At 50.4% G+C, this 16,407-nt stretch carries 15 protein-coding genes and 3 pseudogenes; 3 read left to right on the forward strand and 15 right to left on the reverse strand.

Annotated features, from left to right (window positions below):
• Positions 1 to 9: 9 nt before the first annotated feature.
• Positions 10 to 903, forward strand: coding sequence for an accessory Sec system S-layer assembly protein (locus tag GZ1_RS15400; protein WP_013146464.1), 894 nt, complete (start codon positions 10 to 12; stop codon positions 901 to 903).
• Positions 904 to 1,076: 173 nt separating this feature from the next.
• Here the strand turns inward: GZ1_RS15400 and GZ1_RS15405 are convergent, their stop codons facing one another.
• From GZ1_RS15405 to GZ1_RS15425, 5 genes are all read right to left on the reverse strand, one after another.
• On the reverse strand, positions 1,077 to 2,489 hold the full coding sequence (locus GZ1_RS15405; protein ID WP_013146465.1) for a S41 family peptidase: 1,413 nt from the start codon (positions 2,487 to 2,489) through the stop codon (positions 1,077 to 1,079).
• Positions 2,490 to 2,520: 31 nt separating this feature from the next.
• Complete coding sequence (locus GZ1_RS15410; RefSeq protein WP_060788813.1) at positions 2,521 to 3,261, reverse strand: hypothetical protein; 741 nt, start codon at positions 3,259 to 3,261, stop codon at positions 2,521 to 2,523.
• 163 nt (positions 3,262 to 3,424) lie between these two features.
• Positions 3,425 to 3,826, reverse strand: a complete 402-nt coding sequence (locus GZ1_RS15415) for a hypothetical protein (protein ID WP_060788814.1) — start codon at positions 3,824 to 3,826, stop codon at positions 3,425 to 3,427.
• Between the two features lie 166 nt (positions 3,827 to 3,992).
• Positions 3,993 to 5,951 (reverse strand): phosphodiester glycosidase family protein, encoded by a 1,959-nt coding sequence (locus GZ1_RS15420; protein WP_060788815.1) that lies wholly within the window; start codon positions 5,949 to 5,951, stop codon positions 3,993 to 3,995.
• A gap of 160 nt (positions 5,952 to 6,111) precedes the next feature.
• Positions 6,112 to 7,344, reverse strand: a complete 1,233-nt coding sequence (locus GZ1_RS15425) for a CAP domain-containing protein (protein ID WP_060788816.1) — start codon at positions 7,342 to 7,344, stop codon at positions 6,112 to 6,114.
• Positions 7,345 to 7,564: 220 nt separating this feature from the next.
• Between GZ1_RS15425 and GZ1_RS19035 the strand changes: the two genes are divergently transcribed.
• Positions 7,565 to 7,723: a hypothetical protein gene (locus GZ1_RS19035; protein WP_157074382.1), complete on the forward strand. Its 159-nt coding sequence runs from the start codon at positions 7,565 to 7,567 to the stop codon at positions 7,721 to 7,723.
• A 159-nt stretch (positions 7,724 to 7,882) separates the two neighbouring features.
• Positions 7,883 to 8,482 carry a hypothetical protein gene (locus tag GZ1_RS15430; RefSeq protein WP_255211309.1) on the forward strand — a complete coding sequence of 200 codons (600 nt, stop codon included), beginning with the start codon at positions 7,883 to 7,885 and terminating at the stop codon, positions 8,480 to 8,482.
• Positions 8,483 to 8,534: 52 nt separating this feature from the next.
• Here the strand turns inward: GZ1_RS15430 and GZ1_RS19900 are convergent.
• From GZ1_RS19900 to GZ1_RS19425, 10 genes and pseudogenes are all read right to left on the reverse strand, one after another.
• A pseudogene (locus tag GZ1_RS19900) lies at positions 8,535 to 8,963 on the reverse strand (bifunctional 2',3'-cyclic-nucleotide 2'-phosphodiesterase/3'-nucleotidase); the annotation flags it as partial.
• A gap of 298 nt (positions 8,964 to 9,261) precedes the next feature.
• Complete coding sequence (locus GZ1_RS15440; RefSeq protein WP_060788818.1) at positions 9,262 to 9,801, reverse strand: CBM20 domain-containing protein; 540 nt, start codon at positions 9,799 to 9,801, stop codon at positions 9,262 to 9,264.
• Between the two features lie 204 nt (positions 9,802 to 10,005).
• Entirely contained in the window at positions 10,006 to 11,061 is a 1,056-nt protein-coding gene (locus GZ1_RS15445) for an RNA-guided endonuclease TnpB family protein (RefSeq protein ID WP_060788819.1), read from the reverse strand.
• 138 nt (positions 11,062 to 11,199) lie between these two features.
• Entirely contained in the window at positions 11,200 to 11,496 is a 297-nt protein-coding gene (locus tag GZ1_RS15450) for a type II toxin-antitoxin system VapC family toxin (protein WP_083509323.1), read from the reverse strand.
• Between the two features lie 45 nt (positions 11,497 to 11,541).
• Positions 11,542 to 11,685 carry a PIN domain-containing protein gene (locus tag GZ1_RS15455; protein ID WP_255211310.1) on the reverse strand — a complete coding sequence of 48 codons (144 nt, stop codon included), beginning with the start codon at positions 11,683 to 11,685 and terminating at the stop codon, positions 11,542 to 11,544.
• Positions 11,672 to 11,914, reverse strand: coding sequence for a hypothetical protein (locus tag GZ1_RS15460; RefSeq protein WP_060788822.1), 243 nt, complete (start codon positions 11,912 to 11,914; stop codon positions 11,672 to 11,674). The genes GZ1_RS15455 and GZ1_RS15460 overlap by 14 nt, the downstream gene beginning before the upstream one ends.
• A 368-nt stretch (positions 11,915 to 12,282) precedes the next feature.
• A complete protein-coding gene (locus tag GZ1_RS15465) occupies positions 12,283 to 14,610 on the reverse strand; it encodes a bifunctional 2',3'-cyclic-nucleotide 2'-phosphodiesterase/3'-nucleotidase (RefSeq protein WP_060788823.1) in 2,328 nt (775 codons plus the stop codon).
• Positions 14,611 to 15,137: 527 nt separating this feature from the next.
• A pseudogene (locus GZ1_RS15470) lies at positions 15,138 to 15,326 on the reverse strand (hypothetical protein); the annotation flags it as partial.
• An 11-nt stretch (positions 15,327 to 15,337) separates the two neighbouring features.
• Entirely contained in the window at positions 15,338 to 15,886 is a 549-nt protein-coding gene (locus GZ1_RS15475) for a hypothetical protein (RefSeq protein WP_233130476.1), read from the reverse strand.
• A gap of 92 nt (positions 15,887 to 15,978) precedes the next feature.
• Positions 15,979 to 16,407: pseudogene (locus GZ1_RS19425) on the reverse strand (hypothetical protein); the annotation flags it as partial.

The following is a 16,407-nucleotide window of genomic DNA, read 5'->3' on the forward strand; positions in this document are numbered from 1 at the left end:
AGGTTCCCTATGATTTTCCGACGAAAACAACGCACACAACCGGAGGCCGAGCTGCCGGCGCAGCATGTCGAACAGCCGGAGGGCGGAACGAAAACGACGCTGTCGTTTCATCCGGACTGGCAGCTGTCTCCAGAGGAAACGTACGTCTATCGCTTTTACCACGAACAGCTGCCGCCGCTTCAGCCAAACCAAATTTCCATTTCCGGCGTCAAGCTGGTCGAATACAACGATGGGTTTGTCGCTGTCGCCATTTTGCGCAACACGCTGCCGAAGCCGGTTCGCTTTGAACGAATCCGCCTGTTGCTGCTTGACGAGGATGGCACGGCGATCGCCCGCAAAGAGTTTGATATGAGCGCTTTCGGCGAGCTGCCGCCGATGACGGCCCGCCCGTGGCGGTTTTTGTTCGCCGCCGAGGACAAGCTCGTCGATCAGTTGCCTCAAGATGGATGGAAGATCGCCTTTGAACTGACACCGCGGCATCGGCTCGACCTAGAGGAAAGCTGGGAGCAGGCGCTGTCGGCCAAGCAGCACCAACAGCTGCAAGCCCTCGTTGACTCGGTTCCGCCTCCCGCTCCCGGGGAGGTGAACTTCATGGGCATTGAAGCGAAACAGCTGCCTTCCGGTGAACTAGCCGTCACGTTGCTCATTCGCAACGGCAGCGACAAACATATCCATTTTGAACAAATCCCGCTTGAAGTGCGGGATCATGCTGGCGACATGGTCGCCCGCGGATTATTTCCGTGCCATCTGGAAGTGAAAGCCCACACCAGCAAACCATGGACGTTCCTCTTCCCACCGGAATTGCTGCACAAAGCAGAACCGGATTGGACGTCCTGGAAGGTGACAATCCCATCCTCCCCGGCACAGAGCGAAAGGCAAGAAACGCAATCAAGCGAAACGTAATCGGCAAAAAGCTGGCCCCCATGGTCGCCAAACGACCGATGGAGGCCAGCTTTCTTTGCATCGTTCCGTTCAAAACGACCGCGCTCCCGTTGTCAGCCGAGCCTTAGTCGAAGCAGCCGAACTTTGCACCATCAAGAGCAGACGGCTATCCAACGCATCTGGACGGGAGGGCCTTATTTCGTAGAAGCAGCGGTTTGAATCTCCATGTAAGCGCCTTTTTTCATCGCCACGCCGTCTTTGCTTTTTAACACCGGCGGAATGACCAATAAATAGCTCTGCCCTTTGGCCAGCTTCGCTGCCGGTTTGATCAAAAGCTCCGTCCCCCGGCGGATTTGCGCCGTCACCGCCGCTTCCTGTCCACCTAATTGATACAATTTTACTCCGCTTACCGCGGTATTGGCGAGCGGACGAGAGAAGCGGACGACAAACGTCTTATCGACCGGCGCATTGCGCAGCTTGCCGAGCGACTGATACCCTTTCAGCTGGCCAATCAGCAAATCGCGGTGAGCGGCATACAGCTCTTTACCGACAACCGTCGGCACATCCGGCTTCACCCCAACGTGATGAATCGGCGTCCCTTTTGGCGAGAAAAAGTGGGCGACGGTCAACTTCAACATGCTGCCGTCCGACAGCTCAAACATTTCCTGCATCGATCCTTTGCCAAACGTCCGTTGCCCATACAAAACGGCCGCCTTTTGCTCCTTCACCGCCGCCGCCAACATTTCCGACGCGCTCGCGCTCGACGCGTTGACAAGCAGCCGGATCGGACCCGCCATTTGCACCGGCTGTTTGACAGCGGCATACACTTCTGGGTGATTCGAACGGTCGCGCAACTGAAACGCCTGTTTCACATTCGGGAAAAAGCCGGCGATTTGCTGCGCCGTTTCCACATATCCCCCCGGATTGTCGCGGAGGTCAAAAATCCACCCTTTCACCCCGCTTAACGAGCGAATGGCGCGTTCGATCTCACCAGGCGCTGTCTCATCAAAACTATATAGCTGAATATAGCCGATATTCCCTGCCAGCCGTTTGAACTCCACGTTCGGCCAGTCGATTTTTTCCCGCTTGATGGTGACGCTGACGGTTTCCTCGGTCGACGGCCGCCAAACGGTTACGGCCACCGTCGTTCCTTCTTCCCCTGCGATCAAGCTCAATACTTTTTCCATTGTCTCATTCGTTACCGGCTGCCCGTCAACAGCCTGAATCACATCGCCCGGCTGCAGTCCGGCGCGGGCGGCTGGCCCATTGTCCAAGACAGACATGATGTGGACGCCGTCCTCATCTTCCTCAATCATCACGCCGATGCCGACAGACTCCATATCAATCCACTTCAAAAATTCCTCGTATTCTTCCTTTGTCATATAGGCAGAATACGGGTCAAGCTGTTTGACAATATCTTGCGGGGTGCTCGCCTTCAGCACTTGATCGCTCACTGGTTCCACATAATACTGGCGGACAATTTCCCGCACTTCTTCGAGCACCTTCGTTGACGCCGGAGCCGTCGCCGCCTCCGCCGGCGGACTCCAAACCGAAAATGAAGCCGCAAGCAATAGAAGAGCCGCCGCCCATCGCTGAATCACCTTCATATCCGTCTCTCCTCTCCCGACATGCGCCAGTTTATTCGATATCGACATCTAAGACAACCGGCGCTTTAAAATCATCGATATACACCGCCAGCTGCTTGCGCGTCGCCGCATCCACCACGTTTGGCAGCCACCGGTCGCAAAGCGACAGCAACCGCTCCGCCCGCGCGATATCCCCTTCATCATACGCATCAAGCAGCTTGTCCATGGCTTTCATAATATTGATGGAATCATAGGCACGCAGCTTGACAGCCAAAGCCGGGCGTTGAAACCATCCTTCCATCTTTTCGCGCAGCGACGCTCCCGGAACGCGGCCGATGAGAATCGCTGTTTTGCGAATTTGATATTCCAGCGGACCGTAGGAATCGTACACAACATCCACATCCCCCGTCCGCAGCGCCCGGTCGACGTTGGCCGTCAAGACGCGCAATCGCTCCCCGCTTTCGACCGCGCTGATATAGGCGGAAGCCTTTTTCATCGTCTGTTCTCCGGCCGCGATCCGTTTTTCCAACTGCGCCCTTGCCGTTTGTGGACGCACGCGCGCCACTTCTTTTTTTGCCGCCTCATAATCGCGTTTGACTTGGTTGAAGAGACGGTACGGCTTGGACCATTGATCCGCTTTCATCGCCCGCTCAAGCTGGGCGGCATGCTGTTCAAGCCGCTCCACACTTGGGAACGGGGCCGCTTCCGCCTGAACAGCCAACAGCGAAAACGACAACCAAAACACCCCTAGCCATCCGATGATGGAAAATGCTTTTCTCCGTTTTCTCCTCACACTTTCACCTGCTATCTATAAAAATAGGAAACATGTATTTCAATTTTACTGGAAAAGAAACAAAATGAAAATATGTTCTGAAAAAAATCGAACGTAAGCCCTTCAAAGCATAAAATAAGGCCGACTCTTCAGCCACCTTTTTGACTGTCAGAGCCAGCCTTGATCAACGAAAGTCCGGCCAATGAGTTTGCTGCTTGTCGCCGTCGATTTTGCTCAGCGTCCGGTAGCGAAACGGAACGATTTCCTGCTCTGGCTTGCCAAGAAACTCTTTCGCCCATTCGAACGGAATCAAATCGAACTGCTCCTTGTTTTCAGCGATAAAATAGACGCCGACGACTCTTCCTTGTTGATGGAGGTCAATTGTCAAAAAAGCCGGGTAATACGTGCCGTCTTGCGCCCACAGCACCGCTTTGGCCGTCACCCGGCCGTCCCCTTCGTCTTCCACATCCGGATTGGCGATTCGCTCCAACACTTTGATCGCCCATCCTTGTTTTTTATATCCTCCGACCAGCTTCGGAGGATTTTTCCGCAACTGCTCCAACAATGTTTGCTCGTCCATCGTCAAACTTTTGCCTCCCTTGTGGTTTGCCTATCCGCCCATTTTCTAATATATACAATACTTTTCAGAGAAATGCAAATGCCTAGAAGAACAGCATGCAAGGACTTTCTCGATTAGTGAGCAACATCCCTTGTTCATTCCCTCTTCTAGGCAAGCAGGGGAGGCGCGCCCATCAGCGGAAGATGGCGCGAAGGCCGTCGATGTAAATCGCTCCGGCGTTTTTCCGTCCGATATCCGTTTCCATATAACGCACCGGCATCTCCAGCATGAGCGGAAGCGCGACATCGCTGGGCACAGCGGCTTCGACATATTTCCAACCGATCCAATCGACATGGCGGGCAAAATCGATCCAAATGCGGCGCCCGCTTCCATCCTGCAGCTGGGCGCGCAGCCAATGGCCGCTTCCGTCTCCATACACCCACATGCCAATCGCTTGCGGCCGTTTCGAAATCCAAATCGCTTTCTCCCGACTAGCATAGACGCCGGATGTCCCTGGCATCCCGCGGAAATCGTATGAAATTTTCAGCGCCTGCTTTCCTTCTCTCACCTTTTCTGTCGTCCGCTCGACCGCAGCCCCCACATAGTTGACGCCCGATGCATTCCACTTCAACTCGTTCTCAAAATCATCAAGCACTTCTTCGCTTTCCCCGTTCTCTTGCGTCTCTTTGTACACAACAAGAAGCGCATTCGCTACCGGACGCGCAAATCCATCAGACGGTTTGTTTTCGACTTTGAGCTGCCCGTTTGGCTGGCGGACGACAAATGTCGAAGAACCGCCGCCATCGAGCGTCATCGCATCGACGGCGCCAAGCTCATGCATCAGCTTGGCCAGCTCATTCAATGTCATTCCTTGGCTATGGGCAGGCTGGCGGCCATCGACAACGACGAGCATGACATTTCCGTTCTTGTCAATGCCGACGGCTGTACGCGGATGGACTCCTTCAATCGAAAACGGCTGCACTTTTCCATCCGCCACCAACCGGTATCGGCCGCCGAGCGCTTCTTTCACCCCACTCCATTCGGGCTGGTCATACTGAAGGGAAATTTCCACCGCATCCCCTTCTTTCGCCTGCCGCAAATAGTCGCTCGCCCGGCCATGGCCCGACAACACGAGCTCTCCAGGCTGGAGCGGTTCATCGCCTTGACCGACTACAACTTTCTTCACCGTTCCGGTGACCGTTCCATTCCCGTTCAACACCCCTTGTACATTTGTCAGCACGACTTCCGTCCCAAGAGCGTTCGTTTTCGTGGAGGCAGCGAAATACGGGGTGTACAAAATCAACTGATGAGCGCGCCGCGGCTTGTTGATGCCATCGACGGGATATGAGCCTCCTTCTCCAATTCGAACGCCAATTTGAACATCTGGGTTTCCAATCATCGGCTTCCCATCAGCGCTGATGCCAAAAATCGTCCGTTCCGCCGCCGGCGTCGTATTTGTTATCACAATTTCCCCACGGTGCACCATCAAATCGGTCGGCGAACCATCCTGTTTGAAATAATCGCCGTTCACCGCCGCCAGCACGGTTCCGTCGCGGCCATCGTACCGTTTTGCCTGCTCAAGCACCGGTTCAATGCCAAGCACTTGATCATTGGACAGCGCCGTCTCAATGACCAGCCTCTCATTCGACGTATCGATGTCAAGCTTGTACACATGCTGCTTGCCGCGCGTTCCGACGATTTCCATTTCCTCTTTTTCCACCCCAGAGGCAATGCGCGTCGACACTTCCTTTACCACCGTGCCGACCGCCAGCTGCCTTGCCCCATACTTCCCCGGATTGACAAGCTTCAGCTTCTCCCTCGACGGCGTTTTATACACAACATGCCCTTTGATATTGGTGACGTAATATCCACCGCCAACCCCGTATTGGCCGCCAAACGCCTCGTCATACGAATACACCCGGTACTGTTCTCCAGGCTGCAACACGCGGACAAACGTCAGCGCCCCGTTTTCCCGTTTCCATAGGTTAATCGGTTTCACGATCTCCAATTTTCCAATCTGCCCCTGCACGAGGCGCATGCCTTCCCAGTAGACGACATTCGCTCCGGCATCCGCTTCTGCCGCCTGCAGCGCCGTCCATGCGGCCAACACCGCCCCGATCCCAATGCGGATGATGTTCTTCGCTTTTCCCACTGGTCCCCTTTTCCTCTCTTTCTATCATTTTGTTGACACTGATTCTATTATACGACAAACTTCTACAAAAAGGGGAACCCTTTTCCATTTATTTAGTCAAAAAAAAAGAACGTCCCAGCAAGGTTGGGACGCTCTGTAGAAGCGAAAACATCATCCGCGGTCACGGAGTATAAAACTCTTGAGAGTAGTAGGGTTGATGAAATGAATTGAACGCCACCCCAACGCCGAGGCGGGTAAAGTCCGGATATAAAAGGTTTTGCCGATGACCGAGCGAGTGCATCCACGCTTCATGGACAAAAATCGCATCGTATTGTCCGTAGGCGATGTTCTCTCCCGCCACGCGATAAGCGATGCCATGGCGCTTCAGGCGGTCAAACGGCGACAGGCCTTGCAAGTTCGTATGAGAGAAGTAGTGATGGATCGCCATATCTTCGCTATGTTCACGGGCGGCCGCCGCCGCCTTCGCATCCCACGCGAGCGCCGGAAGCCCGTGCAAGCGGCGCGCCGCGTTTGCTAAATCAAAAATTTGATATTCATAGGCCGTGCGCAGCTCCTCCGTCGCCGTTCCGTAAAACCCGGGCTTTTCATCCTCGAGCGCCCGATTGACGACAAGCACGCCATCCACCCGGTTGTTGTTGTACCGGTCATAAAAGAAGGTGACGTAGCGGCCGTTGACAAGATACGTATCATATTCATCATTTTGGATGCTGTAAAGGCCATCTTTTTTTTGAATCACCGCAAGCGGCCGGCCGTAGCGCGCTTCCACCACCGTTTTCGCCGTTCCGATGCCCGTTCCTTTTTTCGTTTGGACAATCGGCTGATTCGTGTACATCGCCGCCACCCGATCACGGTCATAGCTCACCATCAAAAAGTTTTTGTAACCGCCTTGATCATACGCCTCCCAATATAGGCCGTAGGCGTTTTTCGTCTTCCGCTTCGCCTTGCCGTACATCGCTTCGACCTTCGCGCGCGAGTCGCCGATCGCCACCCCGTTCATCGTGACATCCGCCATGTTTGCCTTCGCCTGCTGCACGCATAAAGCAGCGGCCAATTTCTCTTTTGACGGCGTTTCATAGCGGACGCGGGCATCGTTCTTAATCGCATATCCTCGGCCGACCTCGAAATACCCGCCGCCTAGCGCGTACACGCGATACACCGCGCCGCTTGGCAGCGTCTTCACTGCTTTGTTCGACAACCATAGCTCTGTCGGCGCCACCACCGTCAACCGGCCGATTTGCCCGGGCTTCAGTTCAACGCCGTCCCACCACACTTTTTCCGTTCCGACAAGCTCCTCGCAATCCTCCGCCTTGACCATTGATGAACTCGGCATCCAAAGCCATCCGGCCGCAGCCAACAGCATTCCGATTGCCACCGCCTGCACCCATTTCCTCACTTCCGCCCGCTCCTTCCTTTCTCTTTTTCTTTCATCATAGAGGTCTTTCCATCAAAAGAAAAGAGAAAAAAGAATGATTTCAACGAAAAAGAGGCCGCTTTGGCTGTGCAAATGTCGAAATTTCGTCAAACAAGCTTCGCACCCACTTGGCTAAGGGGCGAAATATAGGTTAAAATGGATCATATTATTCTTCCATTTTCGTGAGAGAGGAGCATACTTTATGAAGATCATGAAAAAATTTCTAGCAGTCTCAGCGCTAAGCGCCGGAATCCTTCTGTCGCCATTTCACGCCCACGATGCGCAAGCAAAAGTTTGGTGGAATGGCATGGAATTGGTGCAGGGACAGATCGGCAAATTAACTGTTTTCCTGAATCCGTGACAGAAGTGTATCAAAAATGTTGGAAAACCCAATCATGCCAAAGTATCAACTCAATTCCGAATGTTCACCTATTAGGTGAAGAAGCCCGAGTGCAATATTTGTTGATTGATCAAGTTTTCTTGGCAGTTTGAACGCGTCTTTATCACGGATTCAGGTGTTTTGAAAGATACCGAGCTTTATAAGTTACAAGGAGAGAAGAAAGTTTACATAAAAACGTTAAAAGCCGGCGGAGTCTATCGCATTTACACGTTTAAACCTGGCATGTTAGGTTTAGGCGGCGGATATTATGTCGATCGCGATGCCCGGGTAAAATACGAAACTCCTTCCAAAGCAAAACTCAATCAAGTTAAAATGGAACAGCTGTTCCGTGGAGTAAAACTCGGCATGTCCACTTCTCAAGTCAAGAAGTTGGAAACCGCAAAATTTATCCTACAAGAAAATATAGACGGCGGCCAAGCCTGGGTCTATTCGACTTCTCTTTTCGGATATCATACGCTGCTCGTCTATGGATTTGAGAACGGAAAGCTTGCCTTCTACGGCTACTCGTTCGATGCCGGAAAGGAGTACACAAACGATCAGCTCACAGCGATTTATAACAATCTGAAACAACAGCTCATCACGCTATTTGGAAACCAGTATGAACAGTCCGATTCTGGCCAAGGCTACCCGCCTGCACTCGTATTTCACAAAGACGGCCTTGTGATTGCCCTTTCCTATGATGCGGACGGGTTGGCGGTTACGGTCACGAGTGAACAATAACGTGCAAAAAGCGAGGCTGCCCTATTGATTCGGACTGCCTCGCTTTCTGTTTTTACTTCCCATTCACCAACTTCAACTTCTCCTTTGACGGCGTTTCGTAGCGGATGTGCGTGTCAATGTCTGTTACGTAATACCCGCCGCCGACCGCGTACTGCCCGCCGAAGCGCGCATCATACCCGTAGACGCGGTACACTTCCCCAGGCTGTAAGATGCGGACGAACACAAGGCGCCCATCCTTCGTCCGTTTCCATAGATTGATCGGCTTTTGCACCGTCAAGCGGCCGATTTGCCCTTTTTTCAACTCCACGCCATCCCAGTACACTTTTTTCACTTGGCCTGGAGGAGTGGTTGGCTTTCTCGGTTTCTCTTTTGGTTTCGATGGAGACGGTTTTTGCGGCGGTGCTGATGGAGGTGCTCCGTTTCCCGGCGGAGCTGTGCCGCCCGGCGGAACGCTCCCCCCAGGGGATGCGCCATCCGATGGACCACCGCTGCCCGGAGAGGTGCCGTTGCCTGGTGTTGCCCCTCCGTCATGGGACGGCGTTTCGCTGCCCGGCCAACCGCTTCCTGGAGAATCGCCGTTGCTTGGCGGCGTTGTCAACTTCCCTTCGCGCAATTGCTTCGTTGCTAAATTCAGCACATCATGGCTGTTGATTATCCATTATTTTACTAAAAAACACAGAATCATTTGACTGAACACAAGCTTTTCTGCCGTAGTCGGCAAGCGGTTCGCTTGCCGACTACGGCAGAAAAGCTAGGAATAAAGCGAGGTCAACTGGTTTTTAATGGTTAATCAACACGACTGTCAGCACATAATCTTTCGTGTTTTTCGCAATCGCTCCGCCGTCGTTGTTGAAAATGGCTGTTTTGCTTTCGGACGATGGTTCGATATGGATCGACACTTCTTTTTGATGGTTGGCCGGCGCAAACGTGTACGAGAATGCCATCCGGCCATCAATCGGCACCCGCTCACCGTTGATCGTCAAAACACCGTTTTTAATGGCATTGCCCTTGATCGTCACTTGACTTCCTTGTTTTTGCACCTCTTCGATGACGACTGGCATATCGATCCAACGCAAAATGCGGTCTTGCACAATCATCGTATTGTTTCTTTCATTGTGGACCGTCACTTTCAAGTCGGTGCCAATCGTCCCATAGCCGTAGTAGCTCACGTCATCATCGTTGTCGTCCTCACGCGTATGGTCGGCCAACCCCTCTTGATCCCACGATCCGCCTTTCACATACTTATAGGTGATCGTTTCCCCTTCCTGCACCTCGACGGTAAATTGCCAATCGGGCGTCACCGCACCGTTGCGCGACATCTCCCACGCTCCTGTGTTCCAGCCGTTCAGACTGTTCGGAATCTTGACACTCCACACGCCTAAAGGCGTGGGATTCTTGGGTCGTTCGCGTCCTCATCCATTTCTGGTTCGGACAACGCCCAAGTTCAGGGGTGTGCCATCACCCCGTCCCATCGGGTTAAAATGTACCCCAATGGGCGGCGCACCTGTGACCAGTGCGCTAGGTTAGGAGGCAAAGCCCGAAATCGCTTTGGCGATGTTGATCGCGCCATTCAAGTCGGCGTGGATGGTGTATCCGCATTTTTTACACTGAAAGTGGATGCCATGACGATTTCCCTTTTCCCGATGACCACATTTACACGCTTGGCTCGTGTAGGTCGGCTTCACCCACTCGACCCGAATGCCTGCCATTTCGGCTTTATAGGCAATCATCGTTTGCAGTTGATGAAACGCCCAAGAATGAAGGCTTCGTCCTGCTTCTTTGGCCGATGTTGCCCGTTTCCGAATCCCTGTCAACTCTTCCATCCGAATCACGCCAACACCGTTGGCGAGGGCAAAATTCACGATTTGACGGCTGATGTTATGGTTCATCTCCTTCATCCAGCGGGACTCTTTATGGCCGATTTTGCGAATCATATGGAGCTTCTTCGCTTGGCCCAACGTTCGCCGCAAAGCCGCATAGCGTCGGCGCACAAAAGCGCATTGGCTGCCCTTGAAAAACAACGATTTCGTTCCCACGCTGGCAACGGCGATATAGCGAAGCCCAACGTCAACCCCCATCACCTTTGTTTCGTGTCGCGGCTTGACTTCAAAGGTGATCGAGATCGCCAAGTACCATTTCTTTCTCTTTTTGTAGAGCTTGGCGGCCCCTTGTTTGACGGTTCCATCGAGCAGCCGATTCAGCCACGCTTCTTGATAGGGGCGCGTGACGACCGGCACGCCAATTCGCTTCTCCAGTGTGGGAAAGGAAACCGTGTAGAACGCTCCTTTCTTTTCCACCTTCACGTTTTGATTGTTAAAGCAACACCATAATGTTCGGAACTTCTTTGTTTTCTGGTTTTTCTTTTGGGACTTCACTTCTCGAATCGTTTGATTCACGATAGCAGAAGGAAACCGCTGAGACGAAAACTCCTTAAAAATTTTGCTCGTCGCTTGATTCAGCTCGGGATGATTCAACAGCCAATTCGCAAACGCGGTATTCACTTCTGTCATCCGTTCGTACATGTCTTGTTTGGCTTTCGTCGGCTTGTGCAGTTCCAGCCTTAGCGTGATCGTCGGCATGGATTCACCTCCTTCTAGCGATGACATGATACCATTTTTTTATAATTATTCAATATTAGTAAAACGACTCACTTTCATCCCACCCCTAAAGGAGTGAGCTTTCCCACTCGCGGGTCTGTAACAAGTATATCATGATGTCTATTCCTCAAGTACCTTGTTCAGCTTCTTATCAAAAGTATATACCTCGTATCCCTTTACTTTATGATAGGCGTACAAAAGGGCATCCACAAAGTCCAGTCGTCTTCTGCCAAACAGAATGAGCGCTTCCTCTACTATCTCGATATCATCCACGTCGATATTATCGTATTTGAACAGTTCTAAAAGAGTATCGCTGATCTCAGCATTTGCGACATTGTACACTTTTTCAAGAACATATATAAGTTGCAATAAAGATTTTCCGATTGTTCGATTCTGTTTTCCTTCATAACAAGTCATTTTGATAGAATGCAGCGGGCGCTCTACTGGATGTAAAACAAAGTTTCAACTTATATAGATAACTTCAACGACTACTTCCTTTAGCAATAACACCTTGTTATTTTCAATAATCGTTGCCGCTTTAGCCGACAAATCATCATGATCATTAAGCAGGTATCTTAGAATAATGTTTGCATCAATGATTTTCATATTGATCCACCACAGCTTGAGACCAGGCATCGCTTTCTTGAGCCTGCAAATCCTCATTTTTGTATTTTGACAGAGCCCCTCTTAAGCTCTTTCTTTCTGATTGTTCTGAATTTTCTTCGTCTGCATAGGGAAGGATAATGACTTCCACTTTCCTATTTTTTAATGATTCAGGTATATCTATGAACTTTTCTAGATCATTGCTGTTTTTTATTACTCTCACAAAATCCATGCTTCTTCGCTCCTTTCATTGAACGCTCTCCCACCTACGCTTACGCTTCGAGGCGTTCGAGGCGGGAGATGATAAAGCGGAACTCTTTAAACATATTATACCATTTTCATTGTACATTATCACACAAAAATTCAATTGATGAGTCAGTCAAGAATTTATCGGGAAAATCCACAGAATATTCCTCTGTTTATCTGAATGCATGCATTTATTACTATATTCTGATAATAAGTGAAATTCCTACCGTTATGTTCACACTTCATATCGAACGCTTTCACTCATGAAAACGTCATCCACTCCACTTGAAGGAAAAAAGCTGCCTTTAGCCGAAACAGGCATACATCCCTGACGGCTAAGACAGCTATTTCACTTTATTGCCCATTCACCAACTTCAACTTCTCCTTCGACGGTGTTTCGTAGCGGATGTGCGTGTCGATGTCGGTCACGTAATACCCGCCGCCGACCGCGTACTGCCCGCCGAAGCGCGCGTCATACCCGTAGACGCGGTACACTTCCCCAGGCTGTAAGATGCGGACGAACACAAGGCGCCCATCCTTCGTCCGTTTCCATAGATTGATCGGCTTTTGCACCGTCAAGCGGCCGATTTGCCCTTTTTTCAGCTCCACGCCATCCCAGTACACTTTTTTCACTTGGCCTGGAGGAGTGGTTGGCTTCTCCGGCTGCTTTGGCGGGTTGGGCTTTTCTTCCTTCCAAAGCGGCAAGGCAAATTCATATTGGGCAAATCCGCTCGGCAAGGCGGTGACATAGCGGATGCTGCCGTCTTGCGGCAAGTATTTTTGCGCTTCCGGCGACGATTCAAACGTGACGGTCACCGGCGCTTTCCCTTTCACTGGCGCAAACCGCCAGTTGCCATCCGCTGACGGGTTGATCGTTCCGTTTTCCCGAATGTAATCGATGATCACTTGCCGGTTTTCATCCGGCGCAGCCAAAATCGTGTTTTTCCCGCCCGGATTGATGATCCGGTTTGTCGTCGCCCGATAGTTGTTCGTTGCGACGATAAATTCCATGTTCGGCGTCACTGGCTTGCCTTCGAATTTCAAGTTTTTAATCCGATTCGCGTTCGGATTGATCACATTTTGGTTTTTGTCGTATTTCGCCGGCTCGGTGACATCGATCTCGTACGTCACTCCATCAATAATGTCGAAGTTGTACGTCGGGAAGTCGTTGTTCACAAGCGGCTGAACGTCTGTCTTGTTCGGGTCGATTTGGTTGAATTGCCCCGCCGACCACTCAAGCCATTCTTTCAACTCGGCTCCCGTAATTTTCAGCGCATACACCGTGTTCGGATACAAGTACAAATCAGCAACGTTTTTAATGGCGATTTCCCCTGCCGGGATGTCGGTATAGTAGCTCGCCCCGCCGCGTCCGCCGGCTTTGAACGGAGCGCCGGCCGACAGCACCGGAAGGCCTTCATATTTCGTCCCTTTCAACATCTTTTCGACATACCATTTTTGCGCATTCGTGACGATTTGCACGGACGGATCGTCTTTGATAAGCGCAAAATAGCTGTTGATCGGGCTCGTTGTTTTTCCAACCGGGCTGCGGACGTACTGAATCGTCGCTTCATGTTCCGCTTGGATCGCCTGCTCAACGGCCGGGTCGCTGTCGACAAGCGGCGTTTTCGTCGCCTTGTCATACACTGGACGGAGTTGGGCTTTCGCTTGCGTCACTTTCCATTTTCCGTCGACTTGCTCGACCGTCAAGTCGATCACGCCGAGCGTATCGCCCCATGAACCCGGCATCGTCACCGGAACACCGTTAATCGTGCCGGTTTCATTGTTGATTCCGTTTCCGTCCGGAAAATCTGGTGTCGTGCCTGGAAGGGCCGGGAATTTTTTATGCTGGTGGCCGGTCAACACGGCGTCGACCCCCGGAATTTGCGTTAAATAATACGATGCGTTTTCCATATTCGGGCTGTTTCCGCCGGTCTCAATGCCCGAGTGCGATAGCACAACGATCAAATCGGCCCCTTCCGCTTTCATTTTTGGAATATACTTTTGCGCCGACTGCACAATGTCTTTCGCAATCACTTTCCCTTGCAAATTCGCTTTGTCCCAATCCATAATTTGCGGCGGCACAAAGCCGATGACGCCGATCTTCAGCGTATGCTTCTCCCCGTCTTCATCAACGACTTCTTTCTCTAAAATTTGATACGGCGTGAAATAGTTGACATCGTTATCTGGATTTTGGTCATGATCGTCACGGTACACGTTCGCATTCACGATCGGCAGCTTGGCATCGTCATACACTTCATTGAGGAAATCCAAGCCATAGTTGAACTCATGGTTCCCAACCGTCGCCGCATCGTACTTCAACAAATGCAACAGTTTCACCGCTGGATGCACTTCTCCGTCTTGCAGCGGCTTCACTTTGGCCACATAGTCGCCAAGCGGCGTTCCTTGAATCAAATCCCCGTTGTCAAACAGAAGCGTATTCGGCTGCTCAGCGCGCGCCTGCTCGATCAAACGCGCCGTCTTCGACAACCCAAACTCATTCGTCGGACTATCTTTGAAATAATCGTAGTTGACGAGATTCATATGTACGTCCGTCGTCTCTAAAATGCGCAGCTTGACGACATCTCGGTCTTCCGCGCCCGCTGCGGCCGGCAACACAGCCGGAGCAAGCAGCCCCAACGCCAACACCACGCTCGCCGCCGCGTATTTCTTCCGTTTTTTCAATGCCCATCCCCCTTTAGTGATTCGAAAAATTTGTACCATTCCTGAATCCGTGACAGAAGTGTATCAAAAATGCTGGGAAACCCAATCGTGTCGAGACTTCGACTCCATTTCGAATGTTCACCTATTAGGTGAAGAACCCCGAGTGCAATATTTTGTTGATTGATCCAGTTTTCTTGGCAGCTTTGAACGCGTCTTTATCACGGATTCAGGCCATTGTCATCATATCACAAAAAACACAAAATTGTTAGAAAAAAACACCTAAATCCTTCACAGCAGCTTACCAAAAACAACAGAAAACGCAATCAAAGTATGGAATCCTGCTTCGGATCTTCAAGCTCAGCAAGAAGCCATCACCTTCATGATTTCAAGGGAGACGAAAATTAGGAAAACACAGTCTGTCTCGGGGGATAGTGAAAAAGAATCCATCATTCACCATGATCGTAGCCCCTGGAGAACACATCCATCAACATTCTCCGTTAATGTAAAAAAGTGTCCCGCCGTCTGGGGGACACCCTTTCCTTTCGTTTCTACAGCAACTGAAGCAACGCCTTTTTGTTCGCTTGCACTTGATCGTTCAACGCCTTGACTTTTTCTTTTACCTTCTGAATGTCTGCGTTGTTGGCGCCGACTTTCTTTTCAAGAGCGCGAATTTCATTCGTCACCGCCCGCAGCTGGTTGGACAACGCGATGAGCTGGCCGATGAGGCCATCGATTTGATGCCCCTCCGTTAAAAGGAAATCTCTATTTTCCCTTCTTCTATCCATTTTGCCAAATTGGCATTTTTAATTTCTGTATGGAATGACTGTCCATCTAACGAATAAATGACCTTCCTTGACTCGTTTCGACCGCTGCTGTGCACAAAAGCATAGATTTCTTCGGAGCTTAACTTCGTATTTTGAATGGATAATTGTAGAATACGGTCATAAGACAGCAGGATGTATTGCTGTTTAAATCCTAAAAAATCATCGATACCTAATATTCCAAATAAACTTTCGTTATTTACAAAAGTATTATACATCGTATATACACCTTTGCCGTCATCACTACATATATAGGCAGGACCGTAGTACTGATGAACAAGCAATAATGAGAAAAAACAAATAAAGCGCTCTCCTGCATTATTTCCGTTATGTAAAATGATTTGTCTCAATTTTGGAAGATCCGAAATGGAGGATAATTCACATCGTTCCAGGTTATGAATAATATCTCTATTGACTCTGAAAGCTTGCAAAGCTAGTTGTTTCATCACATCCAATATGCGTTGCTTTTTCGTCATTCCTTTCTCTAATAACCTGAATCCGTGACAGAAGTGTATCAAAAATGCTGGGAAACCCAATCGTGTCGAGACTTCGACTCCATTTCGAATGTTCACCTATTAGGTGAAGAACCCCGAGTGCAATATTTTGTTGATTGATCCAGTTTTCTTGGCAGCTTTGAACGCGTCTTTATCACGGATTCAGGTAATAAGTGATAAATGGTTTGCATCGATAGAATATACAGCTGTTTCTTCTCCGATAATTGTTTGAAAAGCTCAAAGTAATAATCATTATACCGTTCCTTTGTGGGTATATTCCTACAAGACTCTTCTAACACTGCATCAGGAATAAGAAAAATCGGAGACTGATGAAATGCCTGCAGCAAAAGCGGCAAATTTGATATTTGTTTTCTGAATTTCGTTAAGATCATATTATCTAACATATAAAATGCTTGATGTTCATTTAGTGACTGGTACAGTTGGACCGTATTATCTGAAATAAACGGGCGAACGGATTCTAAAACAGGGGAATCGAGGACCTT

It is taken from the genome of Geobacillus zalihae NBRC 101842 (assembly GCF_001544135.1).
GTDB lineage: Bacteria > Bacillota > Bacilli > Bacillales > Anoxybacillaceae > Geobacillus > Geobacillus zalihae.